We start from the raw sequence: 25,306 nt of genomic DNA, 5'->3' as shown, positions 1-25,306 counted from the left end.
TGCTCCTCCTAATCCATATTTTACGAAGGAGCTATTGATATGAGCTCAGGGAGCGGTGTGATAGAGAATGCAGGGCCAGTTGGGGACCGGCCGCAGGGCCTCATATATAACGATGACCTGCTCGAGTGCGTCGCCACGATCATCCTGCTCGGCAGCAGGCCGGGCGCAAAGAGCGCCGAAGCCCTGCCTCGCCTTAAAAAAATCCTGTACGATTATGACATATACATGCTATCATCCATGTCGGACGAGGACGTTGAAGGCCTCGCGAAAACGATAAGGGAAAATGGCGTCGATGGAATTAAGCTGGCCGATAGGAAGCTGAAGGAGAAGCTGATGGCCATCCGCGACAACGCCAGGGTGTTCGTGAGCATAGCCTCTGAGCATAACTCGGTCAGAGCGTATATCGATAAGATAATGAAAGACTCGGGTGCCGGGGCGCTTGAAGAAGCGTTCACCAGCCCTGACAGTAAGTATAAGCTAAGGCTATTTGGTGCCGCCGCGTGTAAGAAGCTATTAAAACAGCTTTAAGCCTTTTTTGATCGCTGCATGCATTATATATATGTATGATTAGGCCACATTGTGCATTGAAATGGTCGAAACATCAGGTTTGTTTTGTCCCAGGTGTGGCCGGGAGACCGGGCAGGAAGGCCTCTGCCAGGCCTGCTTTCTGGAAAAGTATGTCGTGTTCGAGGTACCTCAGGTCATCGAGGCTACGGTGTGCGCAAAATGCCCTTCTTATAAAATAGGCGAGCGCTGGGTATCCACTAAATTGAAGACGTACGAGGAGCTCGCAAGGAAGGCCGCCTATGAGGCGGCCAGGCTTTCGCTTAAGATAAACAAAGACGTGAGCGAGCCGAAGGTTTCCATCAAGATGGAGCTTGTTAACCCTAATATTTTGATGGCCAGGGTCATCGTGGAGGGCTCTATCGAGGGCAGGCCGGTGAAGACCGGGGCGGACGTGGAGGTGCGCATCCGCAAGGAAACGTGCGACGTGTGCTCTAGAATGGCAGGCGGATACTATGAGGCGATAATACAAATACGCGCACACGGCAGGCTGCCCACCAAGAGCGAGGTGCAGAAGTGCCTGAAGATCGTCGATGAAGTCATGGCCAGGGCGGAGAAGGCGGGGGACAGGCTTGCCTTCGTCTCCGACGTCTTTGAGCTTCCGGAAGGAACGGACGTATACGTTGGCTCTACCGCGGCGGCGAGGCAGATAGCCAGGGCCATAGTGGACGAGATGGGCGGCGCCGTCATCGAGTCGCCCAAGCTTGTCGGCGCCAAAGATGGAAAAGGCCTGTATCGCGTGACGTTCTCGGTGAGGCTGCCCGGCATAGTCCCTGGCGATATAGTAAAAATGCACGGAAGCCTGGTACTGGTAGAGAAGGTTGGCAGGCGTACCTCGGGAATAGACCTGGCCAGCGGCCATTCCACCTCCATCAAGGATGAGGAGCCCGAGAAGGTGGCGAGCGTGAGCGAGGGCAAGCCCACCGTGCTCGTGTCTGAGGAAGCTGACACGGTTCAGGTACTCGACCCTGACACATATGCCCCGATAACGCTCAGGAAGCCGGCCTTTTTGAGCAGGAAGCCGGGCGAAGAGGTGCAGGTAATAAAGACGAGAGACGGCGTGTTCTTGCTGCCAGGAGGAGGCCGTGGGGAAGAATAACTCTAAGCTTTTTAATAAAAACCGGGGCATCCCTATACCTTCTAATCCTCTGGAGACGGTGCTGAAGGATAAGCTCACGCCAGATGAGCTTAAGGCGTTGCCGAGGGGCTGGCAAATCTTAGGGGAGGTCATACTCGTGCATATACCTCCTGCCTTGCAGGGCAAGAAGGCGCTGGTCGCCGATGGGCTTTTAAGGCTGTACCCGCGTTGCAGGACAGTGCTCGAGACGCTGCGAATAGCGGGCGAGTACCGCCAGCCCATGGTCGAAAAGCTGGCCGGCGACCGGACTGAGACTCTGCATAAGGAGAACTACGTGGTGTATAAGCTGGACGCCGCCAGAATCATGTTTTCGCAGGGCAACTTCTATGAGCGGCGCCGGATGGGGACAGTTGGGAAGAGCGAGCGAGTGGTGGACATGTTCGCCGGCATAGGCTATTTTACGTTGCCCATGGCCGTCCACTCCAGGCCCGAGAAAATCGTGGCCATTGAGCTTAACCCCCTTTCATACCACTATCTTTGCGAGAACATCGCCTTGAACAAGGTTGAGGGCATCGTCGAGCCCATTTTGGGCGATTGCCGAGAGAAGACCCCTGTTGGTTGGGCGGACCGGGTCATCATGGGCTACGTGGGTAGGACTCATGAGTATCTGCCGTGGGGTATCAGGGCCTTAAAGCCCGGCGGCATCCTTCATTACCACGAGACCACTCCGGATAGGCTCGTGTTTGAGCGGCCCATCCAGAATGTCAAGGAAGCAGCGAAAGAACAGGGCCGGAGCGCCGAGATATTAAATACAATTAAAGTGAAAAAGTACTCGCCCGGCGTATGGCACGTAGTCATCGACGCCCGCCTCTCCTGATAAGGACCACGGCGTCCCGGCGAACGCCGTGGTTAACTACGGGCTTTTTTTTGCTATCATTAGGGCGGCGATGGCTGCTAGCAGGCCGAGGCCTGGCGCAGGCTTAGGCGTTGGGCTTACGATAGGGGTCGCCACGGGCGTGGAGGCAGGAGAGGGCGTAGGAGTGGCGACGAAGCCATAAAGAGGGTCGGCACGGACCAGCGCAAGGCACCTGGCACCGCTCTCAAGCACCCATACTTTATCGCCGTCAACGTCGATAAACGTGGGGTAAACCCTGCTCCCGTTCAAGCTTATGGGCACGAAGACGCCCTTCGACGGGTAGTATTTTATGATTCGGTTGTTTGGCAGGTCGGTGAGCCACACGCAATCGTCGCCATCGACCGCCAGGCGCTTCGGGGATGCTTTTAATCCGTCCAGCACGGGCATGTCAAGTTCTTTAAATGTATTCATGCTTGTGTCAAACATCCCCAGCTTACCGGGCCCGCTCTCGATGAACCAGAGCCGGCCCTGCGAGTCTATATCCAGGCACGTCGGGGCGGAGTCGGGCGTCGGGATGGGAAATAGCTTAATTGCATTATCCGGGTCGGACTGGTCGACCATCCTGTCATAGCCGCCCACCTTATTGCTCGAATACTCGACAAACCAGATATTCCCCGTTCGGTCTCTCTCGATGTCCACGATGTTCGCGAAGTACTTATCAACCCAGTAGTCGCGCATGGGGGTGGTATTGGCCTCTTCGATGGAAATCCTCGCCAATTCCATGTTACAGCCAACCCAGAGATAGGTTCCATCGGATATCACGTCCGAGGGGTTCAGCTTTACGGGGAGAGTAAAATAATGGAACTTGTCCCTGGCGACGTCATAGCATATTATCTGCTGTCCCGACTGGTCTGCGAGCCATATGTACTCGCTGCCCTCCGCGCTCATGCCCTTGAAAAGAGCCTCCCCCTTGACGGGTATCTCGTGCCTTTCGAACGCTTTGGCCGTGGCGTCGAACCTGTAGAGGATGGGAGGGTAGCTCTGGGCGAGCCACACGTCGCCCTGGCTATCAATGCACATGACGTCTATTGATGCGGTGCCATTAGGGAGGCTATACTCCTCTATGGTGGGCGGGCTCTGGGCCGCAGCCTGGGGTACGACGGGCAAGACGAGCAGGGCCATCATGGCCAACGCCACAAGCCCCGGAGAGCGTGAACGCATTCAATAAAAAAATGAGCTAATGATAAATAAACGTTATTAAAAGGGCGATGGGCTTCATCACCCGAAAAACGTCCTGGCGACCTCAAAGTACTGGCGGGGCACGGTTTTAAGGGCCTTCACGGCCTCCTCGATGGGCACGGCCTCGATCTTTTCTCCTCGCAGGCTCGACATCATGCCAAACTGCCCGTTTTTTATCATCTCGACGGCCTTATAGCCCAGCCTGGTGGCCAGGATGCGGTCGTAGGCGATGGGCGAGCCACCCCTCTGGGTATGCCCCAGCACTACGTGCCTCGTCTCAAAGCCCGTGCGCTTCTCGATCTCTTTGGCCAGCGTCTCGGCAATGCCGCCCAACCTCACGTGCCCGAAGGCGTCTGTGGTCTGCGAGGCGAGCTTTACGTCCAGGTCGCTGAACTCCGCCCCCTCCGCCACGGCTATGATGCCGTACCTCTCGCCCCTCGCATACCGTTCCCTGAGCATCTTACAGCACTCCTCCACGCTGCCCTTCTCCTCGGGTATGAATATCCAGTGGGCGTTCGCCGCCATGCCCGCGTCAGTGGTCATCCAGCCAGCGTGGCGGCCCATGACCTCACAAACGAGCACCCTGTCGTGGCTCTTCGCCGTGGTGTGCAGCCTGTCCATGGCGTCGGTAGCTATTTGCACGGCAGTCTGATACCCAAAGGTATAGTCGGTGGCCCCGAGGTCGTTGTCTATGGTCTTGGGCACGCCGACGCACTTTAGGCCCGCCTTAGTAAGCTTATAGGCCACTCCCAGCGTGTCCTCGCCGCCCACCGCCACCAGGCAGTCCAGGCTCATCCTTTTAGCGTTCTCGAGGACCTTCACTTCTCCGGCCTCGACTTTATATGGGTTCGTCCGGGAGGTCTTCAGGATGGTCCCGCCCAGCGGGAGAATATCCTTAACGTCGGCCTTCGTGAGAGGAACGGCGTCCCCATCAAGCATCCCCTTCCAGCCATACCTTACGCCAAGCACCTCCCACCCATACTCGCTCGCCTTATACACCACGGCCCTTATGACCGCGTTCAGCCCCGGGCAGTCTCCGCCGCCCGTAAGGATGCCTATCCTCTTAATCATGCCTAAGCCCTCCCAGAGCTTCCGAACAATTGCATCTTACCCTTCGCCACCGCCTTCATGGCGTCCTCCGCCGGCCCCATTATCTTTCTGGGGTCGAACTCCTCCGGGTGCTCAGCTAGCACCTGCCTTATCGCCGCCGTCATGGCCAGCCTTATATCCGTATCGATGTTAATCTTGGCGACCCCCAGGCTTATCGCCTTCCTTATCGCCTCATCGGGCACTCCCGCGGCTCCGGGCAGCCTTGCGCCGTACTTTGCCGCCTTCTCCAAAACATCCTTCGGGACGCCCGAAGCCCCGTGCAAGACGATTGGAATATTAACAAGCCTCTCAATCTTCTCCAGCCTTTCAAAATCTAGCACAGCCTCCCCCTTGAACTTGTAGGCCCCATGAGAGGTCCCGATTGCCACGGCGAGGGCGTCCACGCCCGTCCTCTCCACGAACAGCTTCGCCTCGTCCGGGTTCGTAAAGATGGCATCCCTTTCCGCGACCGAGACGTGCCCCTCCACCCCTGCGAGCCTCCCCAGCTCGGCCTCCACCGATACTCCCGCCGCATGGGCTATCCTCACTATCTCGGCGGTCTGCCTTATGTTCTCCTCCAGCGGAAGCTTAGAGCCATCAAACATCACCGACGACCATCCATGGCGGATACACTTAACGCAATCCTCAAATGTCGTCCCGTGGTCGAGGTGAAGCACGGTTGGCACGCCAGACTTTGCCGCCGTAACCCGCGCAATCTCATAAATATACTCTATCCCTGCGTACTTTATTGCGCTGGGCGAGGTCGCCAGTATAACCGGGGACCTCTCCTCCTTTGCAGCGCCGCCGATCGCCTTCGCTATCTCCATGTTGTTTATGTTAAAAGCCCCGACGGCGTACTTGCCGTCCCTGGCCCTATCCAAAACCTCTTTCAAAGTTGAAAATATCATATGATTACTTCTCCATGATTCAATTAATATATCTATGAATTTGTCGGCTATTTATCATTTATTCCGTAAACTATTGATTACAGGCCATCATGGCTACTTTTTCGCTATAACTTTTACGATGCCAGAGTTTAAAACCCGACCTACTAAACGTGTGGCCGAAAATCATAATATTATGTAAAATCTCCAGCCTGATTGCCCTTTCAGCATCCTGCCACCATGAAGCTTAAGTTGGCGGCTGTTTAATTTTTATGCCTTTATACATTCTATGTATATTCTATGTATTTTTCATTTATATGGTCTGGACATAAAATAAAAATAATGGCTTACTCATTAAATTATTACTTGCTGTTATAATATTACATTAAGGCAAACTTGTGGGGGAAGGCAAATGATAGGTGATGGCTCATGATGCCTGATAGCTTGCTTACCTCGATTTCATCCTCAGGCGTGAGGAAAGGGCTGGTATTTCAATTATTAGAAGAGCCTCATGGCCAAAAAGACAGGCCAATATACGCTCCAATCTTACTTAAAACATGCCCTCTTCAAACACTCCGGCTTGCCTCCAAAGATGCATCCATCCTAAAACGGGAGTACACGCGAAAGCGTGGAATGATCTTACAGGAAGAAAAGCAATGGAAATTAAAATGAATAAAATCCTATGCATACCGGTCGCCCTGATGATGCTATTAGTGGTGACCGCTGTACCGACGATGGCATCTTCCCAAAAAGCGATCGATACCAGCACGGCCACGGGGAATGAGAAACACATAAAAATAATTGAGAATACGCCGACATCCCAGATATTCCAGGTAGATTACCTGTTGTTTACGATCAAAGCCAATAAGGAGCATACCGATGCGACGATATTATATAACAATATGAAGACTGGGGAGAAAAGCCAGTTCAACGTTCAAGTTACGAAAAGTGGCGATAAATACTTTACTAAGTTCATCTCCGGCGGAAAGGTCTCTTCCGTAACGACATCATATGATCCGCTCGAGCCTGGTGCTGCCTCGGCGATGCTAATGGATAACTCCCAAAAATAGGCACGCAGTCGACGATATATACGATGTCCGGAGAAACCTACTATTGGTGGGATGGCATCCGGATGGTGAAAGGGGGTAGCGTCAAGTATCCACATGCCGACCGGTCATACTACGGCATCCAGACCTGAAGGGATTGGGTTTACGACGGAAATAAGCTAGTGCACTGCCAGATGAATCAGTACGATTCGAGGTCGATGGCCAGCCTGTCCCCGGTGGGCCTTGGCGTTGCAATCGGCGGGCTGATCGGGCTCAGGCTGGGCGGAGGATATGGAGGCGTCCTTGGTTCCGTGATAGGTGCGCTCATCGGGCAGATATTGACCGGACCGGCGTGCAATATATTGATGGATGAAAGTAACTGCATCTGGTTCTGGTATGGAAAGCAGATAGGGTTTAAGACGTTCTATATAAACATCTGGCCGCCATATATCATCGGTGCATTTGTCCCCCTATACTTGAGGGTCTCTACGTATACCTTATGGGACGATGTTAGCGCCGGAAGCCCTTAAATACTAATAATTTTTTATTTTTTACTGGGGATGTTTTATGGGCGATACTATGCAGGACATCGTCGGATGTTTATTCGGCGCTACGATGTTTGCCGCATGGGCCATCGTTCTGACGACACTGGTAAGGCTTTTTCTAATCCCCGCGTATGGGCCGGAACCGACGTATTCACTGTTTACCAGTCCGATGTTCAGCTGGATATTATTCGGTCCGGCGCCGCTTTTCATATTCATAGGGCATTTTATCGTCCTCGTGGCCTTCGCGCGAAATAGCGAGAAGAAACGGCGCTTCGATTTGAAGGTCATAAAGGGAATGGCGCTTGGATTTTGCCTGTGGCTTTTTGCGCTTACGGCGATTTCCTATGCACGCATCGATATATCTTACGGTATATCGGGTATCATCGGATATCTGCTAATGGGCGCGGTTTTCCTTTTATCGGATCACGTATCTATTACAGGGAACCACCATGGGTGATACAATCCCTCTTTTCATACCCGTCGAACTGCGCCTGCGGAAATCCTAGTTCTTAGACCCATAGCATTTGCCGTTTAATTTTTTCTGCCACAGGGGGGCATACAATAAATCATCGCCCGCCGCTTATAAAAATCCCAGAGTGGGACGCCGGAGTCGCCCTCCCGAAGCCTATCGCAAAATATTTAATAGAGATGCGGGTATGTAGCAAAGGTATCTTAAACATGAAGGCAGTACTTGGGCTGGAAGATGGCACCTACGTGGTCGGGGAGGGTTTCGGCCGCGAGGGCGTAACCCTTGGCGAGCTTGTTTTTGCGACGCCATACACGGGCTATGAGGAAGCGCTCACCGATCCCTCGTATAAGGGCCAGATACTCCTTTTCACTTATCCTTTGATCGGCAACTACGGGGTTAACCCTGAGAGTTTTCAGTCTGATGGCATCAAGGCGGAGGCACTCGTGGTCCGCGAGAAGTGCGTGCACCCGTCGCATCCACGATATAGGATGTCTCTTGACGAGTTTCTTTGCAGGGAGGGGGTTTCGGGCATCGCGGAGGTGGACACGCGCATGCTCACGATTAAGACGAGAAGGCATGGCACCATGCGCTCGGCCCTCATCGTAGGGAGCGACGATGGCGAGAAGGCCTGCGAGCTAGCAAGGGGCATGGAGATGGATCATAGGCTGATTGAGAAGGTGACGTGCAGGCAGCCCTACGAGATAAAGGGCAATGGCCCCCGCATCGTGGTCATGGACTTCGGGGTTAAGAAGAACATAGTCAATAGCCTCGCCCGGAGGGGGGTAAACGTCATCGTGGTGCCCGCCACCACTTCTTATCAGGCAGTCATGGATTATAGGCCGGACGCCATCCTATTATCTAATGGGCCGGGCGACCCCCAGGATGCCAGGAACGGGATAGAGGTCGCCAGACAGGCAGCCGGGAACCTGCCGCTATTCGGGATATGCCTCGGGCACCAGATCATAGGGCTGGCCATGGGGGCCAATACCTACAAGCTCAAGTTCGGCCACAGGGGGGCAAACCAGCCGGTAATAGACCTAGTTGAGAAGAAGGTGTACATCACGAGCCAGAACCACGGCTACGCAGTAGACCCGCAGAGCGTCGGGGGCACGGGCCTCGAGGTCACGCAGACTAACGCTAACGATGGCACCGTCGAGGCAATGAAAAACGATAGGATGCGCATCATGAGCGTCCAGTACCACCCGGAGGCGTGCCCTGGGCCGAGGGATACGAACTGGCTCTTCGATATGATAGTAAAAAAGGCGGGTGAGAGCCATGCCTAAGCGTCCTGACATAAAGAAAGTACTGCTCATAGGTAGCGGCCCTATTTTAATCGGCCAGGCCGCCGAGTTCGACTTCTCGGGGAGCCAGGCATGCCGCTCCCTCCGGGAAGAAGGCATAGAAGTAGTCCTGGTAAACTCTAACCCTGCCACGATTATGACGGACCCGGAGATGGCGGACGCCGTGTATATAGAGCCACTGACGCCTGACGTGGTCGCCCAGATCATTGAGAGGGAGCGCCCGGACGGGATACTCGCCGGCCTGGGGGGCCAGACTGGCCTGAACATCACCTCTGAGCTTGCCGAGATGGGCGTGCTCGATAAGTATGGGGTAAAGATACTCGGGACGCCCCTTAAGGCCATCTACGATACGGAGGACAGGGACCGGTTCAAGCACGCCATGGAGGCCATCGGCGAGAAGGTGCCACGCTCATACGCCTGCCACTCCGTAGAAGAGGCGGTCGCCGTCGTTGATAAGCTCGGCCTCCCGCTCATAGTCAGGTCGGCTTTCACGCTTGGCGGCACGGGAAGCGGAGTAGCCCACACCGTACAAGAATTAAAGCATATAGTCGAGCTGGGGCTGAAGCGCTCCCGCATACACCAGGTACTCGTAGAGGAGAGCGTATTAGGCTGGAAGGAGTTCGAGTACGAGGTCATGAGGGACGCCAATGATACCTGTATAACCATCTGCAACATGGAGAATATCGACCCGATGGGCATACACACGGGCGAGTCTATAGTGGTGACGCCCTCCCAGACTCTCTCTGATGAAGACCACCAGACGCTCCGCTCGGCGGCCATCAAGATAATCAGGTCCCTCGGCATAGAAGGGGGCTGCAACATCCAGTTCGCGTGGAAAGACGGCGACTATCGCGTCGTCGAGGTCAATCCAAGGGTATCGAGGTCATCCGCCCTCGCCAGCAAAGCCACGGGATACCCAATAGCACGCATCGCCGCCAAGATAGCGATAGGCCTCAACCTCCACGAAATACAAAACAAAGTGACCATGGAGACCCCCGCCTCTTTCGAGCCTACGATAGACTACGTGGTCGTGAAGATACCGCGCTGGCCCTTTGACAAGTTCAAGAACGCGGACAAGCACATCACCACGTCGATGAAGTCTACAGGGGAGGTCATGGCCATTGGGCGCACATTTGAGGAGGCGCTGCAGAAGGCAGTGAACTCTTTAGACATAAGCGAGTTCTGGGGCTACGGTAACTGGTCGAAGGCGGAGATGGCCGACCTGCTTAAAAATCCAACTCATGAGCGGCTTTTTGTGATATATAAGGCCTTGCAGACGGGCGCCTTCACCATCGAGCAGATAGCGAGGCTTACTAATATTGACCCCTGGTTTATCCGTAAGATTAAGAATATCGTGGACATGGCAGAGACTCTCAAGGCTGATATCGGCAAGGAAACGCTCTTAAAGGCGAAGCGGATGGGCTTCACCGACGAGTGGATAGCGGAGCTGCACGGCATCACGCCAGAGGAGGTCAGCGACCTGAGGCACAGGTACGGCATCCTGCCAACGTTCAAGATGGTAGACACCTGCGCCGCCGAGTTCGCCGCAAAAACCCCATACTACTACTCCACATACGAGCAGGAGTGCGAGCTCGTCCCCTCAAACAGGAAAAAGGTGCTCATAATAGGCGCAGGCCCCATAAGGATAGGCCAGGGCATCGAGTTTGACTATTGTACGGTGCACGCGGTAAACGCCTTGAGGGAGTCGGGCATAGAGGCCCATATCATTAACAACAACCCGGAGACCGTGTCCACCGACTTCGACGTGTCCGACAAGCTGTTCTTCGAGCCGATAACCCTGGAGCACGTCATGAACGTCATCGAGAAGGAGCGGCCTTACGGAGTGATGGTCCAGTTCGGCGGCCAGACCTCGGTCAACATGGCCATACCCCTCCAGATGGAGCTGAACAGGCGTAAGGATTTAGGCACCATCATAATTGGCACCAGCCCAGACGACATGAACATAGCTGAGGACAGGGATTTATGGGGGAGGATGATGAAGGAGATGGGCATCCTCCAGCCGGAGCATGGCATCGCCTACTCGACGGAGGAGGCGAAGGTAGAGGCCAGGCGCATCGGCTACCCCATACTGGTGAGGCCGTCGTATGTCCTGGGCGGCAGGGCCATGGAAATCGTGTATGACGAGGCCGACCTGGAGAGGTACATGGCGGAAGCCGTGAAAGTGTCTAGAAAGCACCCGGTTCTCATCGACGACTTCCTTGAGAACGCCATAGAGATAGACGTGGACGCCGTGAGCGATGGAAAGGACGTCTTAATAGGAGCCATCATGGAGCACATAGAGGAGGCGGGCATACACTCGGGAGACTCGGCATGCGTAATCCCGCCCCAGTCGCTCCCGCAAGAGGTCCAGGACCGCGTACGAGAAATAGTTAAAAAGATTGCCCTGGCGCTTCACGTCAAGGGCTGCATAAATATACAGATGGCATATAAGGATGGCAAGGTATACGTGCTGGAGGCCAACCCCAGGTCTTCGAGGACCATACCGTTCGTGAGCAAGGCTACTGGGGTGCCGCTGGCAAAGATAGCGGCAAAGGCGATAATAGGCTACACGTTGAAAGATATGGGCTATACCGAGGAGCCAAAGCCGAAGTACGTCTCGGTAAAGGAAGTCGTGCTTCCCTTCGATAAGCTGCCTGGAGCGGACCCACTCTTGGGGCCGGAGATGCGCTCCACAGGAGAGGTAATGGGCATCGACACGGACTTCGGAAAGGCGTTCTTCAAGGCCGAGCAGTCAGCCTTCAACACTCTCCCCACCCAGGGCACGGTGTTCATCTCGGTCAGGGATGAAGACAAGGAGGAGATGGCTCGCATCGCCCGTAAGCTGCAGTCTAACGGCCTTAAGCTCATCGGCACCTCTGGCACCAAGAAGTACCTTGAGGCTCGGGGCATCCCTGTGACTCTCATAAGCAAGGTTCATGAGGGCAGCCCCAACGTAATTGATTTGATGCGTAAGGGCAAGGTGGACCTCATCATTAATACCCCGACGTCAAAGATGGCGAGGAAGGATGGAAGCCGTATCAGGCGGGCTGCCGTCGACTTTGAGGTGCCCTACGTGACGACCATCCAGGCTGCCAGGGCGTCCGCAGACGCCATCAGCGCCATGGGCAAGAGCAGGATGAGCATCAAGTCTCTTAACGAGTACCTCGAGATTAAAAGGGAGGGATGTGCCGCGGGCTCGGTTAAGGTAAAGCATCCTATAAAGGCTGACCCTTGAAATCAGAAAAGATATGTACTTCCAGTGTTAATATGATCGAGGATTAAAGCCAGGATTCGAATAACATGGACACCGCTAAGCTTGAGTTGTTCAGGATACCCTTCGCAACCGTGCTCTTCTTATCATCAGTGTTCCTGCTGTCGACCTATTTTAACGAGACGGATGGCGTGCTGAGCGCTGTGGGCGCTTTCGTGTGCATAGCCGTGCTGGTATACTCAATGGTCCTCTTCTCGAACCTTGATATGCCGGCCAATAAGCACTAATTTAAAATGAGCAGCGCAATATTGGCTTTTCCATTATGGACGGTTATTCCTGTCAGCGTTTTTCGTTAAGTCCGTTTTTCTAAGTGAGGTATGGCTTTCGGCGGACTTGGTTCAGCGTAAGCATGTATTGGCTTGCACTTCGGATGGGAGGAGGGTTATGGTAAATCGGCGATACTTATAGCGATTTACTATGCAAGCCAGTTGTTCCGTAAGAGTTGGGTCACCGTCCATAACATTGGAGCCAATACTGCGTTTTAACGTGACCAGGTGCGGGCCATACATAATGGCCTCGCCCTTAGCACGATTTGGGGGTTTTGCGGTATATTTTTTAGAGGATTCTTTGACTTGTTTCCCTTTGGGTTTGGATCTCTGGTCTATGGAGTTTTCAAAGGGGGTATACCAATAGGATATATTGGTGAGACCTATAGACTAGGTCATAGTATATATATTTTTCTGTAAACAATGGGGTTAAACTCGTTTATATTTCATTTATTACAAATAAATGTCTTTGAGGCTGGTCTCAATTTGACGATTTCTGTGAAAAATGCGAAATTTTTTTATATGACTATATACAAAAGCTTTTGAAAGTTAGTCATAGCCCCACGCTCATATAAAAAGCTTTATCTCCCCTGAAAACCGTTAAGACACCTATATGAAGAAGGTCGTACTTGCATATTCCGGAGGCCTGGATACTTCGGTCTGCATTCCTATTCTAAAGGAGAACTATGGCTTTGATAAGGTCATCACGGTGACTGTAGACGTCGGCCAGCCGGCCGAGGAGATCGAGGCCGCTTCCAAAAAGGCGAAGCTCATAGCTGACAAGCACTACACGATAGACGCCAAGGACGAGTTCGTAAACGACTACATTTTCCGGGCGATAAAGGCTAACGCGGCCTATGAGGGGTATGTTATAGGCACGTCTCTGGCCAGGCCATTGATAGCCAGGAAGTGCGTCGAAGTGGCCAAAAAGGAGGGGGCGGATGCGCTGGCGCATGGCTGCACAGGCAAGGGCAACGACCAGCTAAGGTTTGAGGCCGTGTTCAGGGCGACCGACCTGGCCGTCATCGCACCGATGAGGGACATGAACCTGACCAGGAAGTGGGAGATCGAGTACGCTAAGAAGCATGGCATACCCGTGCCCGTGACCAAGGCCAAGCCGTGGAGCGTGGACGAGAACATCTGGTCCAGGAGCATCGAGGGCGGCAGGCTTGAAGACCCTTCTTTTATGCCCCCTGAGGAGATATACAAGTGGACTACTGACCCGTTAAAGGCGCCTGATAAGCCCGATATAGTGTCCATAGGCTTTAAGGAAGGGGTGCCCGTCTCCCTAAATGGAAAAAAAATGGGCGGCGTAGAGCTGATTTTAGAGCTTCACGGCATAGCGGGCAGGCATGGAGTCGGGCGCACCGACATGATGGAGGACCGCGTGCTTGGCCTCAAGGCGAGGGAAAACTACGAGCACCCCGCAGCCACGGTGCTTCTCACGGCGCATAAGGACCTGGAGAAGCTGTGCCTTTCCAGGGCGGAGCTGCGCTTCAAGGCCGCCGTGGACGAGGCGTGGGCAGAGCTGGGCTATATGGGCCTGGTGGAGGAGCCATTATACGCAGACCTTAACGCCTTCATCGACGAGACGCAGAAGCGCGTCAATGGCACGGTTAAGGTAAAGCTATACAAGGGAAGCTGCATGCCCGTTGCCCGTGAATCGCCCACCGCGCTGTACAGCGAGGAGCTGGTATCTTTCGACGGCAAGTCGCTCGACCAGAAGGATGCCGAGGGCTATGCGAAGTTCTACGGCTTCCAGGCGAGGCTTTACAAAAAATTAATTAACCAGTAGCTTATATACGGTGGTCAGCTTAATTTGCGGAGATATTTTATGGCTGAAAGAGTGAAGAATTGCATCTCATGCGGCGTCCGCCTGGAAGGGGCTGGCGCCGTCAGGTTTAAGTGTCCGACGTGTGGCACCGAAATCGGCCGCTGCGGCAAGTGTAGGAAGCAGTCGAACGTGTACGTTTGCCCGTCGTGTGGCTTTAAGGGGCCGTGAGCATGGGAAAGGTAATGGCGGTCATTAAGGTCATGCCGGATAGCGTCGAGCGTGACGTCAATAAGCTGATGGATGGGCTGAAGGATGCGCTGCCAAGGAGCGCTGAGTTAAAGGGCATGCAGGTGAAGCCCATCGCTTTCGGCTTGAAGGCAATAATATGTGCCGTGGTCGTGAGCGACACGGAGGGCGGCACGGAGCCAGTTGAAGAGGCTTTCCGGAAGGTGCCCGGCGTCGAAAGCGTCATGGTTGAGAGCGTGGACCTTGTATAGGTTTCTTTTTTTTGTGGGTGAAAGGTGCTTCCATAAGACAATGGATGGTTTGGCACCATATCTTCTTTTTTTTAGAGGCTGAATGGGGGCTTCTATCTTTTAATTGTCTATCACCTAATAATGGATGGTTTGGCACCATATCTTCCTTTTTTAGAGGCTGAATGGGGGCTTCGCTACGCTACGCCCCCCTCGCGGACCCCCCATGGTTGATTGTCCCTCGGACAAGCTAATATAGGAGAAACCATAGGGTTAGCGACACAACCCCTAGAAAGTCTCACCACTAGGACAAGCCTTTTTCGTCGAGAAATCATGGTCGGGCTTCTTGTTCATTTGCCCCGAAGGGGCAAACAAGCTCGGGGGTCCGCGAGGGGCGCGCCGCGCGGAGCGCTCGAGCTAAAAGCAAAGCGAAGCCCCCATTCAGCCTCTAGAAAAAGAACCATCTGCTCGACCATCGATTTTTATGCTAAAACATCATCCACCCAATTATCAATAAAATTTTAAAAAACATATGAAATAATGTTTATAAGAATAATCAGAATGCCTTTTATTTTTCAAACTCAAGAAGTGCAGAGCGCTCCCTGGCCAGCAAAGGGATGCGCTCTCTGCCGACTATCTCCACTTCGGCCGACGTGATATCATATAAGCGCATCAACGCCTCGTCTTTTTTATGGTCGTAATCGACCACCTTATCATCGACCTCATCGAGTAAAGACAGTACCTTGTCCCTTGCGTCTTCCGCTCCATCCCCGACGATGGCTATGGCCACGTTATTCATGCCAGGGTGGACTCCCATCTCCAGGGCCTTTTCGATTTGCCGCTTGCCTCGGAGGTAGAGCATTATCTCCATGCCCGGGTCCCTGGCCAGGTTGGTTTTGTTCTGGAACGCCTCCATGGCCTTGCTGACGGCGTACTCGAGGTGTCCCCGCCCGGCGATGAGGTCTGCGTTGACCGCCTGTATCGTGACATTGTGCTCCTTCCCTATCGCCGCCATCCTGGCTATGAAAGCCCTGACGTCCTTTATCTCTACCCTGCCGCCTACGATGATGAGGACAGACATATCAAGGCTAAATACCGCCAAAAACACATAAAGCTAACCACAGAATACACAAAGCTGAATAATAACCACAGAGGACACTGGGGGCATAGAATAAATCGAACCACAGAGGTTCACAAAGGACACAGAGAGAATAATTCACCACAGAGGTTCACAAAGGACACAGAGAGAATAATTCACCACAGAGGTTCACAAAGGACACAGAGGATTTTTGTTTCCTAAAGGGGGGCTAGTCGCCCCCCTCGGAGACCCCCTCAATCTTTAATAGGTCAATCATTTGATATACAATTATTTAGTATAATATGGAAGACCCATAATAAAAAAGAATATCATTTAATAGGTAGAAGGAGGGTCTCTCAGGGGGCGAAGCCCCCTTGAGTAAATAAAAAGCCTCTGTGTCCTTTGTGAACCTCTGTGGTGAATTATTCTCTCTGTGTCCTTTGTGAACCTCTGTGGTGAATATAATCTACCTCTGTGGTGAATATAATCTCTGTGTCCTCTATGGTTCATTCATGGAAGAGGAGGAGGGTGCTTTGCCCTATAGTATCGTCAGGCCCTGTGGTGGCCGCCACGTCTTTCCGGCCGAGCTGGGCCAGCACCTTCGCAGCAACCTTCTCGCCCAGAACGGCCGCCACCGCCGCCTCGTCGGCCTTCTTCAACGTCTCCCTATCCCTAAAGCCGGCATCGTAAAGCTTACGCGCCCGAACCCGGCCAACGCCCTCCAGCTCGATTAGATCCATGAGCTCCCTGCTAATGCCGTGCTCGATCCGCACCGCAAGCTCACGGGCCTCCGTCGTAACGGGCGCCCTAAGCAGGCCAGATATCTCAGCGGTGGCATGCATAAGCCAGACACAGGACTCCATCAGGCTACGCACGTCGCCAGGGCCGATGCTATAGAAGGAGGTGATCTCCTCCTCATTCCGCTCGTTTATCCACATATCCACGAGCGCCGCTGTCTTCACTGTGGCAAGGAAAGCCTCGAAGTCCGTTTCGTCGCCTGCCCCGGGAACCTCGGTCAGGAAATCGTCGATATGGTCCTCTGTATACTTGACTACCCAGCCATAATCCGACCTGCGCAGGTAAAGCGGCCTCACGTCCGGGGTGGCGCAAATCAATTGCAGCAGGGCTATCTCCTTCTGGTAGGGCTCGCCCCTCTTTTTGGCCGCCTCAAGCGCCCTTACGATGATGGAGGCCGACAAGGGGTCCACGTACAGCCTGGAAACAAGCCGGCCCAGTTCCGAGGCGTTAAGCCTGTCCCCGCTCCGCACGACCATCCTCTCCGCCTCCAAAAAGTCGAGAACGTTTTTTATTACGGCTGAGAGGTCACCCCTTTGATAAGCGTAAAACGTGGTATCCATGAAATCGTAAAGGTCCGACTCGTCACGGCATAGGTCGGTTGCTATTGCCGATAGAACGTGAGACCTCAAGGCGGGCTCAGTGCCAAGCTTCGAGGTGATATGCTCCGGCTCGGAGAGGACGTAATTGTCCATGAGCTCGCCCATCTCGTCATGCGTTTTAGCGATGAGCACCGCCTCGCCATACGGGTCCAGCCCAGGCCTCCCCGCCCTCCCCGCCATCTGCTTATACTCCAGGACGGGTATGGGCACGCTCCCATAGTTAACGTCATAGCGCCTGTAGTCCTTGATTATGACGCGCCTTGCGGGCAGGTTTAGCCCTGCGGCGAGCGTGGGGGTACAGGCGATAACCTTTATCCTATTCCTCCTAAACTCGTCCTCGACGATGCGACGGTGCTCGTTCTTCAGCCCCGCATGATGGAAAGCTGCCCCGTGCTCAACGCAGGCGGCCAGCCTAGCACACGTGTCCGTCTCGGCGTGGCGCAATACCTGCTGCTTAATGTCTTGAAATGCCGCCTTTTCCTCTTCTGTAAGCTTCTTAGAGAGGCTTTTCGCCACCTTCTGGGCTATGCCCTCGCTGCTCTTCCTCGTGTTCGTGAAAACTATGCATTGGCCCCCCTCGGCCAGCGTGTCCGAGACGAGCGCCAGCACCTCGTCCGGGCCGGGCGTGCTGATGACTCTCTTTTCATCCTGAAAGTTTATTGCCCTCCCGAAAAACACGCCCTCCTTCAATGTTGTAGGCCTCCAGTCGCTGACCACTAATTCCGCTCCCATCCAGCCTGCCAGCTCCTTAGCGTTGCCTATCGTGGCCGATAGGGCTATTATCTGTAAGGAAGGGTTGAGCCTCCTGAGCCTGGCGAGCGTAACCTCGAGCGTGGGGCCACGATTCGCGGAGTCTATAAGGTGCACCTCGTCCGCCACGACGATGGTGAGGCTGGAAAGCCACGGAGCGCCATTCCTGAGGAGGGAGTCCGCCTTTTCCGAGGTGGCCACGATTATGTCCCTATCGCCGAGCCACTCATCCCTGGAGTCGTAATCGCCCGTCGAGATGCCAGTCCTGACGCCCAGCGTCTCGAACTGCCTGAAGCGCTCGAACTTTTCTGATGCCAGCGCCTTCAAGGGCACGATGTAGAGCGCCTTCCCCCCATGTGATATGGATTTAAGCATGGCCATCTCTGCCAGCAGGGTCTTGCCACTCGCCGTGGGTATGGCGGCTAGCAGGCTTCTGCCCTCCAGGAAGCCCTTTTTCACCGCCTCCGCCTGGGGCGGGTAAAGCTCTTTTATGCCCGAGCGCTCATAAAACTCCTTAACGGGCGCGGGGAGGTCCAGCTCGGATATTCTCATCAGCCCTTAAAAGGCGGACATGCTAAATCATCTTTTCCCTTGCGGGCTGAAAGTTTTTCATGGCATGAACTCCTTCTGGATGGCTACTATCTCTTCCGAGCCCTTCGCGGATGCGTATGCTTCGAGTGGCTCTTTGTTTAACGTCAGGAACGTCTCTCCCCACTTGAAGCGCCTCGCCACCTCCAGGGCCTGCTCCTTATAACCTAAAATGTAGAGGGCGGCGACGAACGCCTCGGCGCTGTTAAGCATGAAGGGCTTGCCATAGTTTACTGGGTTTGAGGCCAGCAGGTAAGGGAGCGCCCTTTCTTTCATGCGCTTTGGCCTCAGTAGCGGAAAGACGCGCTCCACCTCATCCCAGGTGCAGTCCAGGACTACTATCCCTTTTTTAGCATACATCGCGTCCGATGGCGATAGGGCCTTCTTTGCCATCGGGTTCAGCAATATGGCGCCATATGGCAGCTTCTCCACCGCCTCATACAATATGGCCAGCCCGAACTTTTGCATCCGCCTGGCAGAGCACTTCTTAGGGTCATCCTGGCGAGCGTGGTACACATAGAGCAGGGGCATAGAAAACCATTTTATAGAATCATACTGATTAAGCTTTAAAATTTGCCGGAGTCTCTATGACGAATAAGCTTAAGGCCATATGGGAACTGACCAGGCTGGAGCATGGCATCATCTATGGGCTTGGCGTATTCATAGCCCTCGCCATAGCGGCTAGGGGCCTGCCCGACCCGACGGTAGCCCTCGCTGGCGTCATGGGCACGGTGCTGGCTGAGATGGGCGCCTTCGCTCTAAACGACTATTACGATGTGGAGGTGGACGTTAAAAATAACCGCACGGATCGCCCCATCGTGCGGGGGGACATATCTAAAAAGGAGGCGCTTGGCATCGCTGTGGCCACGTCACTGCTCAGCTTAGTGGCCATCTACTTCACGGGCAGCATGGGCGCAGTCCTGGTGGTGGCGTCCCTCGTGCTTTTCGGCGTCCTGTACAATGCCAGGCTCAAGGAATACGGCATCTGGGGTAATGTTTATATAAGCTTTACAATGGCAGCTCCCTTTTTGTTCGGGAGTGTGCTTTTCGCGGGGAATAACCTCGTCCTGTTCGTGATAGCGGCCATTGCCTTCCTGGTGGGCCTGGGCAGGGAGATAATGAAGGGCATCATGGACATGGAGGGCGATGCTTTGAGGAACGTCAGGACTGTGGCCCGAACCAGAGGCCCTGATTTCGCCAAATACGCCGCATTAGCGCTATACGCAGGGGGCATAATAATCTCCCCGCTACCCCTATTCATGAACGACCCACAGTTTTATATGAGCCCTGTCTACGGGTTTTTTGCATTCGTCTCGGTGGCCATCCTCGCCTACGTGTGCTACACGCTGCTCAGGAGCCATGATGCTAAGACTATAGGCAAGGCCCGGAAGACAACGCTGGCCTCGATGGCCGTGGCGCTCCTCGGCGTCCTGCTCACCGCTTTGCTATAAAAACCTTTATGGCGATGCCCGTCATAACAGGCATAAATGTCGCTCAGGGTTTCAAGGCTATACTCGCTTGTCTCGTCTTCCAGAATGTTCATGGACTTCTATGAAAGCGTATCCTCCCAGGTGCTGAAGCGCCTGCCTGCAGGAAGAATACTTGATATTGGCACGGGCCCGGGGAGGCTGCCCCTGATGATCGCCGCGAAAAACAGGTACGTCCGCGTCACAGGCATTGACGCCTCGCCTGACATGATAAGGATTGCACAAGGACTGGCGGCTAAGAGGGGGGTGGCCAGCGTAGACTTCGATGTTGGCCGTGCGGATGAGTTGCCCGTCGGCGACGAAGAGTTCGACCTCGTGATAAGCACGCTCTCATTCCACCACTGGAAGAAGCCGGACGCGGCGCTGGATGAAATCTATCGGGTGCTGCGCGAAGGCGGCGAAGCATGGATATACGATATCCCGAAAAAGGTAAGCCCTCAGGCCTGGAGCCATCTGAAAAGCCGCTATGGCACCGTAGCCTCATTATTAATGCGCATGCACACGCTAACCGAGCCATTCTACGATGAGAAAATGCTGGCGGAGCTCTCCAGGGAATCCCGCTTTAAAAAGTTTGAAATAGATTACATGCTTTTCACGTACAGGCTGAGGCTTTATAAGTGAGATCATTTTACTATGGTCTCTTTTAGCTTTTCAATGCCGCCAGGCTCGTAGACGAGGTTGCCCACCACGATGGTGCTGGCGTACCTGGACATCTCCAGGGCACGCTCCCTGCTATTAATTCCTCCGCCATAATACAATATCGAGCCGTGCAGCCTTTCCCTGATGGCCTTCACCACCTCGGGGTCGCCATAGGTTCCGCTATACTCGACGTAAACGATGGGGAAGTGGAAGAACCTGTCCGCGCACTCCGCATAGGCGGCTGCCTCCTTCGGCAGGATGTCCGTCTTTGCTTTCGTGACCCTGGCGACCGCAGACTTAGGGTTCAAAACTATGTAGGCCTCTGGCACAACCTTCTCCCAGTCTATCCTGAAGTTCTGGACCCAAATCCTGTGGGCGCCCATGAACCAGAACGCCACGTCAGTGTTCAAAACCGAGGGGACAAAAAGGAAGTCCACATCTTCCCTCAACCCATCCGTGTTTGAAGGCTCCAGCACCTTGGGGATGTCGTAATCCTTGAGCATGTCCGCCAGGCTGGCCACGTTCTCCCTGGTGATGTTCTGGGTGCCGGACAGCATGATGGCATCGGTGCCGGAATCGACGATAGCGGCAACGTCCTTAGGCGTTATAGGCTTATCGGGGTCAAGCTTGGTCACATGTCTCCACTTTCTCCAGTCGATCATGGTAAATCCCTCTAAATTAGCGTACAATACGTTCGATGGGCACTATAAGGATATCCCTCGCGCCCACGCTTTTAAGCTCGTTGATGATCTTGTATATCTCCATCTCGTGTACGACGGCGTGCACGGCACACATGGGCGAGCTCGACTCGACCCTCATCACGGTGGGGCCTGACATGCCAGGCAGCTTTTTCTTAACTTCCTCCAGCGCTGATGCGGGGACGTTCATCATCAGATAGCGCTTCCCCCTGGCCTCGATGACGCTCTCCAGCGCAAGGGTTATCTCCGCCATCTTTGTAGGCATCCTCGCCCGGCTCTCCTTGTTCGCTATGAGGCGCTGGGATGTGCGCATCACGTGGGCGATCACCTTTAAGTGGTTTATGGAAAGCGTGGTGCCGCTAGAAGTGAGGTCTACGATGGCGTCGGCCACGCCAATGTGGGGCGTTATCTCCGTGGCGCCCGATACCTCGACTACGTGTACTCTCACCCCATTTGAGCCGAAAAATTTCTTCGTTATATTTGGGAACTCTGTCGCTATCTTTTTATTTTCAAGCTGGTCAAGCCGCTCTATGCTCGAGTCTTCTGGTACGGCCAGCACGAGGTCAGCCCGACCGATGCCCAGATCCAGCAACGTCTCAACTACCGCCCCTGACTCTTCAATAAAATCCTCGCCGGTTATGCCCAGGTCTGCGGCCCCATTCTCCACGTATTCGGGAATGTCGCGAGCCCTCGCGAAAAGCAGGGAAATCTCGTCATCTACCGTCTTGGCGAACAGGCTCCTCTCGGAGTGGTCCACTATGTGAAGCCCCGCCCGCTCGAATAGCTCCAGGATCGGCTCGTACACTCTTCCTTTATTGGGCAGCGCTATCCGTACCATAATCGAAGTTAATATTACGATATCAGATATAAGCCTTTAGATGCTACGTGGGCACTATGGTTTATCTGTGATGAGCGCCATGGAGCCGCTCAGGGAAGCGCTCGGTAAGAGCCCTGCATTACTGGCGAGGATAGAAAAGTGGAAGGCGGGAAAAGAGGCCTTCGAAAGGTCAAATGAAATATAGTATGCAGGGCACGAGGAGCACGCCCATTAGACATGTTTTTCTCACGTTGACGAGGTGAGGGGCGAGCCCTATCATGGCTGATGCGAGGAATACCGACAGGCCTAGAAAGCCTGTCATGGCCACGCACATGGCCCCTAAAAATAGGAGCACGGACACGTTTAGCATGCTATAGCTAACCTTTGAGAACGCCATGGCCGCAAGGCCTCCGGCGGCCAATGTGAGCGGATAGGCCAGCGACCCTGAAAGGCACATGACGAATAGGAGGAGAAGGAAGGCCTGAAAGTCTATGGCTCCGATAACGCTTTGGGCTGCTGCTATCGCGCCGCTCCTGGGATGCCCTATAACGTAGAAGGCGACCAGGGAAAAGATGGCGTTTGCCGTGTTAACGCCAGATACCGATACAAGGTACTTGCGGTCGTCATGCTCGCCCTTTTTCGAGAAGATGCCCGTCAGGGTGGTCGCCACTCCCGCGCTCACCGCCGGGAACCATGATACCAGGGCGCCGGCCGCCGTCCCCGCGAATGCGCCTTTTAGGGTATCGCCGGCGGACAGCGATGGCGAGCTTTTATGCTGGGGAGGCATGGCGGGCGTGGAGCGCAGGCTCAGCAGCAGCGTAGGGGCGCCGAACAGCCCGGACAATAACGGTAGTAGCATGGAAGGAGCAGCGATGCGCACGGGGGGTGAGAGCAGCGGCTCTGCCTCGAATGCCACCAGGCCTAACAGGCCACAAGTACAAAAGATTGCGGCGGCCCATGCGATGGCCCTGAGTCTCTCACAAAGCCCTGCGAACGGCCCGGCGCCACGATTGGATAGTATGGTCAGCGCCGATATGGCGATCAGGATGAAGCCCATGGAATCCTGGAGCAGCCCGTTGAAAGCCTTGAAAAAGAAGGATAGAGGGGCGATTAGTATTAAAGAGATGCCAATGGCTAGCGCGCTTCCCATGGCGGATAGCCTCACAGCCTCGGCGCCCCTGCCCTCGAGCAGCATCCTGTGTCCCGGGAGAACAGCCATGGCCGTGGCCTCGTCGGGCGCCCCTAGAAAAATTGAAGGAACTATGTCCAAAAAGCTCTGGGAGATGGTGCTTGCGACGATGATGACCGCCACGTAGAGGGTGGGTAATCCAAGGGCCGCCAGGGACGGCGTCATGCCCAATAATATGGCTGAGGTGTTATTGACATGAACTCCCGGCAGCAGCCCGGCCGCGCACCCCACGACGATCCCTGCTAGCACGGACGCTCCCAGTAAAGGTAAAGACAGATCGAGCACACATAATACTTATTTTCATAATATTAAAAATTAGTGTGATAAACTATATAGAACCATGTGATTAATTTCTAAATCATGAAGATAGTAGCCATCACCAGCAGCCCGAAGGGCAAGAACAGCACGACGCTTCGGCTGGTGAACGCAGCCCTGGAGGGGGCACGCGAGGCCGGCGCAGAGACGGAAATCATAAACATAGCAAAGATGAAGATTAACTACTGTAAAGGCTGTGTTTCCTGCTATGCGAAGGGGAAGTGCGTACAGAAGGATGAATATAACAAAATCGCCGAGAAGTTTTTCTCGGCCGATGGCGTAATCCTGAGCAGTCCTAACTATATCGATAACGTGTCAGCACAGCTAAAGACGTTCCTGGACCGGAGCGCCAACAGCATTCATGAGCAGCTCCTCGATGGAAAGTATGGCCTGACCCTTACCACGTCTGGCGGTAGCGAGTATGAGGGCGTGCTCAAGGTCATGAGCTCCTTTATCAACAGGTCTGGTGGCCTCGTCGTCGGCAGCGTCGGCTTCTCGAACGCCCAGGGGCCGCAGGGCGCTGAGGAGGCCATCAGGAAGGCGCGCGAGGTAGGGAAGGAGCTTGTCGCTGCCATAAAGGAGAAGCGAAGCTACCCCGAGCAGGAGGCTCCCATAAAGGAGTGGCGCAGGCGATTCGAGCAGACCCTCACCTTTAACAAGGAAAGGTGGGCGCACAACTACCAGCATTGGGTCGAGAAGGGCTGGATTAAGGCTTAAAGAAACTATACCTTTCTTTCAGGATAGGCGACCTTCGCCCTTTTTACTATAAATGACTCTTCCAGGCTCTCCGCCATCTGCCTCGCCTTCCTTATGGGGATGCCCATCGCCATCAATTCTGGAGGGAACCATACGTTGCCCGTAGGGTCCGTTGGGCCCAGAAATACCGTATTTTTTGGGGCTTTCTCGGCAAGGCCTGCGGGGTACGTGATATAGGTGGCGCAGGATGGCCCGCCAGGCGTCACGACGACCGAGAACTGCTCGTACTCGTCAAACTGAGCCAGGCCCGCCAGGTTTCTAACCTGCTCCCCATAGCCAAAGACCAGGATAGACAGTACCCCCGGGTCGTCCTTTATGTAGCTGCAGGGCGACACCACGATGTATCTATCAGGCGGCGTAATCCTTCCAAGAGCCTGCCTGCTCTTCTCGAACAACTCCGGGCTAGCCTTGAGGCGCTCCGCCGCCCCGCCCCTGAAATCCTTGTGGCCAACGGTTACAAAATATTTCAGCAATGGGTGTGGCTCTATGAACCCCATCCATGACCGGCCACCCATACAGCAGGCTTCGTCGTCGCCAGCCACATAAAAGGCCGGAACGCCTTCGGTGGAGGCCATCATAAACATGGCCCTTGCTATACACCTGTCCACCGTGGAAGACTTAACGGCCCCCTCAGGCGCCTCGTCGGCACCGTACACGCATAGCGGCCTATACTTAAGGCGGCCTGCTACGCTAAGCTTTTCGCATATTTCTTTAATAGATATTAAGGTCATAACCTT

At 54.4% G+C, this 25,306-nt stretch carries 26 protein-coding genes; 16 read left to right on the top strand and 10 right to left on the bottom strand.

Going from position 1 to position 25,306, the window contains the following annotated elements:
* Positions 1 to 39: 39 nt before the first annotated feature.
* The 3 genes from MTC_RS12495 to MTC_RS12485 all read left to right on the top strand — a co-directional run bounded on the left by MTC_RS12495 (position 40) and on the right by MTC_RS12485 (position 2,519).
* A complete protein-coding gene (locus MTC_RS12495; protein ID WP_014407062.1) occupies positions 40 to 528 on the top strand; it encodes a hypothetical protein in 489 nt (162 codons plus the stop codon).
* Positions 529 to 589: 61 nt separating this feature from the next.
* Positions 590 to 1,663 (top strand): 60S ribosomal export protein NMD3, encoded by a 1,074-nt coding sequence (locus MTC_RS12490; protein ID WP_014407061.1) that lies wholly within the window; start codon positions 590 to 592, stop codon positions 1,661 to 1,663.
* Positions 1,650 to 2,519 carry a class I SAM-dependent methyltransferase gene (locus MTC_RS12485; RefSeq protein WP_014407060.1) on the top strand — a complete coding sequence of 290 codons (870 nt, stop codon included), beginning with the start codon at positions 1,650 to 1,652 and terminating at the stop codon, positions 2,517 to 2,519. Before MTC_RS12490 ends, MTC_RS12485 begins: the two co-directional genes overlap by 14 nt.
* Positions 2,520 to 2,555: 36 nt before the next feature.
* Here MTC_RS12485 and MTC_RS12480 read toward each other — a convergent pair whose 3' ends face one another.
* The 3 genes from MTC_RS12480 to MTC_RS12470 are packed head-to-tail and all read right to left on the bottom strand — an operon-like array spanning position 2,556 to position 5,734.
* Complete coding sequence (locus tag MTC_RS12480) at positions 2,556 to 3,719, bottom strand: Vgb family protein (RefSeq protein WP_014407059.1); 1,164 nt, start codon at positions 3,717 to 3,719, stop codon at positions 2,556 to 2,558.
* A 57-nt stretch (positions 3,720 to 3,776) separates the two neighbouring features.
* The gene (locus tag MTC_RS12475; protein ID WP_014407058.1) at positions 3,777 to 4,808 is read right to left on the bottom strand and encodes a 6-phosphofructokinase; all 1,032 of its coding nucleotides are present in this window, start codon (positions 4,806 to 4,808) and stop codon (positions 3,777 to 3,779) included.
* A gap of 2 nt (positions 4,809 to 4,810) precedes the next feature.
* Entirely contained in the window at positions 4,811 to 5,734 is a 924-nt protein-coding gene (locus tag MTC_RS12470; RefSeq protein WP_014407057.1) for a class II fructose-bisphosphate aldolase, read from the bottom strand.
* Positions 5,735 to 6,139: 405 nt separating this feature from the next.
* Here MTC_RS12470 and MTC_RS12465 point away from each other — a divergent pair, with 405 nt between their 5' ends.
* From MTC_RS12465 to MTC_RS12420, 10 genes are all read left to right on the top strand, one after another.
* Complete coding sequence (locus tag MTC_RS12465) at positions 6,140 to 6,382, top strand: hypothetical protein (protein WP_048189431.1); 243 nt, start codon at positions 6,140 to 6,142, stop codon at positions 6,380 to 6,382.
* Positions 6,379 to 6,780, top strand: coding sequence for a hypothetical protein (locus MTC_RS12460; RefSeq protein WP_014407056.1), 402 nt, complete (start codon positions 6,379 to 6,381; stop codon positions 6,778 to 6,780). Before MTC_RS12465 ends, MTC_RS12460 begins: the two co-directional genes overlap by 4 nt.
* Before the next feature lie 170 nt (positions 6,781 to 6,950).
* A complete protein-coding gene (locus MTC_RS12455; protein ID WP_014407055.1) occupies positions 6,951 to 7,286 on the top strand; it encodes a hypothetical protein in 336 nt (111 codons plus the stop codon).
* Positions 7,287 to 7,323: 37 nt separating this feature from the next.
* Complete coding sequence (locus MTC_RS12450; protein ID WP_014407054.1) at positions 7,324 to 7,758, top strand: hypothetical protein; 435 nt, start codon at positions 7,324 to 7,326, stop codon at positions 7,756 to 7,758.
* Between the two features lie 221 nt (positions 7,759 to 7,979).
* Positions 7,980 to 9,053 (top strand): glutamine-hydrolyzing carbamoyl-phosphate synthase small subunit, encoded by a 1,074-nt coding sequence (carA, locus tag MTC_RS12445; RefSeq protein WP_014407053.1) that lies wholly within the window; start codon positions 7,980 to 7,982, stop codon positions 9,051 to 9,053.
* Positions 9,046 to 12,306, top strand: a complete 3,261-nt coding sequence (gene carB / locus MTC_RS12440) for a carbamoyl-phosphate synthase large subunit (protein ID WP_014407052.1) — start codon at positions 9,046 to 9,048, stop codon at positions 12,304 to 12,306. Before carA ends, carB begins: the two co-directional genes overlap by 8 nt.
* A gap of 65 nt (positions 12,307 to 12,371) precedes the next feature.
* Complete coding sequence (locus tag MTC_RS12435) at positions 12,372 to 12,569, top strand: hypothetical protein (RefSeq protein WP_014407051.1); 198 nt, start codon at positions 12,372 to 12,374, stop codon at positions 12,567 to 12,569.
* 652 nt (positions 12,570 to 13,221) lie between these two features.
* The gene (locus MTC_RS12430; protein WP_014407050.1) at positions 13,222 to 14,403 is read left to right on the top strand and encodes an argininosuccinate synthase; all 1,182 of its coding nucleotides are present in this window, start codon (positions 13,222 to 13,224) and stop codon (positions 14,401 to 14,403) included.
* Between the two features lie 39 nt (positions 14,404 to 14,442).
* On the top strand, positions 14,443 to 14,610 hold the full coding sequence (locus tag MTC_RS12425; protein WP_014407049.1) for an HVO_2753 family zinc finger protein: 168 nt from the start codon (positions 14,443 to 14,445) through the stop codon (positions 14,608 to 14,610).
* A gap of 2 nt (positions 14,611 to 14,612) precedes the next feature.
* Complete coding sequence (locus tag MTC_RS12420) at positions 14,613 to 14,879, top strand: elongation factor 1-beta (protein WP_014407048.1); 267 nt, start codon at positions 14,613 to 14,615, stop codon at positions 14,877 to 14,879.
* A 544-nt stretch (positions 14,880 to 15,423) separates the two neighbouring features.
* Here the strand turns inward: MTC_RS12420 and cgi121 are convergent.
* The 3 genes from cgi121 to MTC_RS12405 form a co-directional block, all read right to left on the bottom strand.
* Positions 15,424 to 15,936, bottom strand: coding sequence for a KEOPS complex subunit Cgi121 (gene cgi121 / locus MTC_RS12415; protein ID WP_014407047.1), 513 nt, complete (start codon positions 15,934 to 15,936; stop codon positions 15,424 to 15,426).
* 503 nt (positions 15,937 to 16,439) lie between these two features.
* Positions 16,440 to 18,632, bottom strand: coding sequence for an ATP-dependent DNA helicase (locus MTC_RS12410; RefSeq protein WP_014407046.1), 2,193 nt, complete (start codon positions 18,630 to 18,632; stop codon positions 16,440 to 16,442).
* Positions 18,633 to 18,689: 57 nt separating this feature from the next.
* On the bottom strand, positions 18,690 to 19,199 hold the full coding sequence (locus MTC_RS12405; RefSeq protein WP_014407045.1) for a DUF367 family protein: 510 nt from the start codon (positions 19,197 to 19,199) through the stop codon (positions 18,690 to 18,692).
* A gap of 56 nt (positions 19,200 to 19,255) precedes the next feature.
* Here MTC_RS12405 and MTC_RS12400 point away from each other — a divergent pair, with 56 nt between their 5' ends.
* Together MTC_RS12400 and MTC_RS12395 are read left to right on the top strand one after the other, a co-directional pair.
* Entirely contained in the window at positions 19,256 to 20,119 is an 864-nt protein-coding gene (locus tag MTC_RS12400) for a UbiA family prenyltransferase (protein WP_014407044.1), read from the top strand.
* Positions 20,120 to 20,155: 36 nt separating this feature from the next.
* Positions 20,156 to 20,776, top strand: coding sequence for a class I SAM-dependent methyltransferase (locus tag MTC_RS12395; RefSeq protein ID WP_014407043.1), 621 nt, complete (start codon positions 20,156 to 20,158; stop codon positions 20,774 to 20,776).
* A 2-nt stretch (positions 20,777 to 20,778) separates the two neighbouring features.
* Here MTC_RS12395 and MTC_RS12390 read toward each other — a convergent pair whose 3' ends face one another.
* The 3 genes from MTC_RS12390 to MTC_RS12380 form a co-directional block, all read right to left on the bottom strand.
* Entirely contained in the window at positions 20,779 to 21,456 is a 678-nt protein-coding gene (locus tag MTC_RS12390) for a phosphoglycerol geranylgeranyltransferase (RefSeq protein ID WP_014407042.1), read from the bottom strand.
* Positions 21,457 to 21,472: 16 nt separating this feature from the next.
* Complete coding sequence (gene hisG / locus MTC_RS12385; RefSeq protein ID WP_014407041.1) at positions 21,473 to 22,330, bottom strand: ATP phosphoribosyltransferase; 858 nt, start codon at positions 22,328 to 22,330, stop codon at positions 21,473 to 21,475.
* Between the two features lie 169 nt (positions 22,331 to 22,499).
* Entirely contained in the window at positions 22,500 to 23,747 is a 1,248-nt protein-coding gene (locus tag MTC_RS12380) for a tripartite tricarboxylate transporter permease (protein ID WP_237705924.1), read from the bottom strand.
* A 111-nt stretch (positions 23,748 to 23,858) separates the two neighbouring features.
* On the opposite strand from MTC_RS12380, the gene MTC_RS12375 reads away from it, so the two are divergent.
* Positions 23,859 to 24,530 carry a flavodoxin family protein gene (locus MTC_RS12375; protein WP_014407038.1) on the top strand — a complete coding sequence of 224 codons (672 nt, stop codon included), beginning with the start codon at positions 23,859 to 23,861 and terminating at the stop codon, positions 24,528 to 24,530.
* A gap of 5 nt (positions 24,531 to 24,535) precedes the next feature.
* On the opposite strand, the gene MTC_RS12370 is transcribed toward MTC_RS12375, so the two are convergent.
* Positions 24,536 to 25,300 (bottom strand): DUF169 domain-containing protein, encoded by a 765-nt coding sequence (locus MTC_RS12370; RefSeq protein WP_014407037.1) that lies wholly within the window; start codon positions 25,298 to 25,300, stop codon positions 24,536 to 24,538.
* Positions 25,301 to 25,306: the final 6 nt, after the last annotated feature.

The organism is Methanocella conradii HZ254 (assembly GCF_000251105.1).
GTDB lineage: Archaea > Halobacteriota > Methanocellia > Methanocellales > Methanocellaceae > Methanocella > Methanocella conradii.
The sequence above is the reverse complement of the archived record's forward strand: the minus strand, read 5'-3'. Positions and strand labels throughout refer to the sequence as shown.

Coding starts and splice junctions, on each gene's coding strand:
- MTC_RS12495 (WP_014407062.1), top strand. CDS start 40: ATGAGCTCAGGGAGCGGTGTGATAGAGAATGCAGGGCCAGTTGGGGAC.
- MTC_RS12490 (WP_014407061.1), top strand. CDS start 590: ATGGTCGAAACATCAGGTTTGTTTTGTCCCAGGTGTGGCCGGGAGACC.
- MTC_RS12480 (WP_014407059.1), bottom strand. CDS start 3,719: ATGCGTTCACGCTCTCCGGGGCTTGTGGCGTTGGCCATGATGGCCCTG.
- MTC_RS12475 (WP_014407058.1), bottom strand. CDS start 4,808: ATGATTAAGAGGATAGGCATCCTTACGGGCGGCGGAGACTGCCCGGGG.
- MTC_RS12470 (WP_014407057.1), bottom strand. CDS start 5,734: ATGATATTTTCAACTTTGAAAGAGGTTTTGGATAGGGCCAGGGACGGC.
- MTC_RS12465 (WP_048189431.1), top strand. CDS start 6,140: ATGATGCCTGATAGCTTGCTTACCTCGATTTCATCCTCAGGCGTGAGG.
- MTC_RS12460 (WP_014407056.1), top strand. CDS start 6,379: ATGAATAAAATCCTATGCATACCGGTCGCCCTGATGATGCTATTAGTG.
- MTC_RS12455 (WP_014407055.1), top strand. CDS start 6,951: ATGAATCAGTACGATTCGAGGTCGATGGCCAGCCTGTCCCCGGTGGGC.
- MTC_RS12450 (WP_014407054.1), top strand. CDS start 7,324: ATGGGCGATACTATGCAGGACATCGTCGGATGTTTATTCGGCGCTACG.
- carA (WP_014407053.1), top strand. CDS start 7,980: ATGAAGGCAGTACTTGGGCTGGAAGATGGCACCTACGTGGTCGGGGAG.
- carB (WP_014407052.1), top strand. CDS start 9,046: ATGCCTAAGCGTCCTGACATAAAGAAAGTACTGCTCATAGGTAGCGGC.
- MTC_RS12435 (WP_014407051.1), top strand. CDS start 12,372: ATGGACACCGCTAAGCTTGAGTTGTTCAGGATACCCTTCGCAACCGTG.
- MTC_RS12430 (WP_014407050.1), top strand. CDS start 13,222: ATGAAGAAGGTCGTACTTGCATATTCCGGAGGCCTGGATACTTCGGTC.
- MTC_RS12425 (WP_014407049.1), top strand. CDS start 14,443: ATGGCTGAAAGAGTGAAGAATTGCATCTCATGCGGCGTCCGCCTGGAA.
- MTC_RS12420 (WP_014407048.1), top strand. CDS start 14,613: ATGGGAAAGGTAATGGCGGTCATTAAGGTCATGCCGGATAGCGTCGAG.
- cgi121 (WP_014407047.1), bottom strand. CDS start 15,936: ATGTCTGTCCTCATCATCGTAGGCGGCAGGGTAGAGATAAAGGACGTC.
- MTC_RS12410 (WP_014407046.1), bottom strand. CDS start 18,632: ATGAGAATATCCGAGCTGGACCTCCCCGCGCCCGTTAAGGAGTTTTAT.
- MTC_RS12405 (WP_014407045.1), bottom strand. CDS start 19,199: ATGCCCCTGCTCTATGTGTACCACGCTCGCCAGGATGACCCTAAGAAG.
- MTC_RS12400 (WP_014407044.1), top strand. CDS start 19,256: ATGACGAATAAGCTTAAGGCCATATGGGAACTGACCAGGCTGGAGCAT.
- MTC_RS12395 (WP_014407043.1), top strand. CDS start 20,156: ATGTCGCTCAGGGTTTCAAGGCTATACTCGCTTGTCTCGTCTTCCAGA.
- MTC_RS12390 (WP_014407042.1), bottom strand. CDS start 21,456: ATGATCGACTGGAGAAAGTGGAGACATGTGACCAAGCTTGACCCCGAT.
- hisG (WP_014407041.1), bottom strand. CDS start 22,330: ATGGTACGGATAGCGCTGCCCAATAAAGGAAGAGTGTACGAGCCGATC.
- MTC_RS12375 (WP_014407038.1), top strand. CDS start 23,859: ATGAAGATAGTAGCCATCACCAGCAGCCCGAAGGGCAAGAACAGCACG.
- MTC_RS12370 (WP_014407037.1), bottom strand. CDS start 25,300: ATGACCTTAATATCTATTAAAGAAATATGCGAAAAGCTTAGCGTAGCA.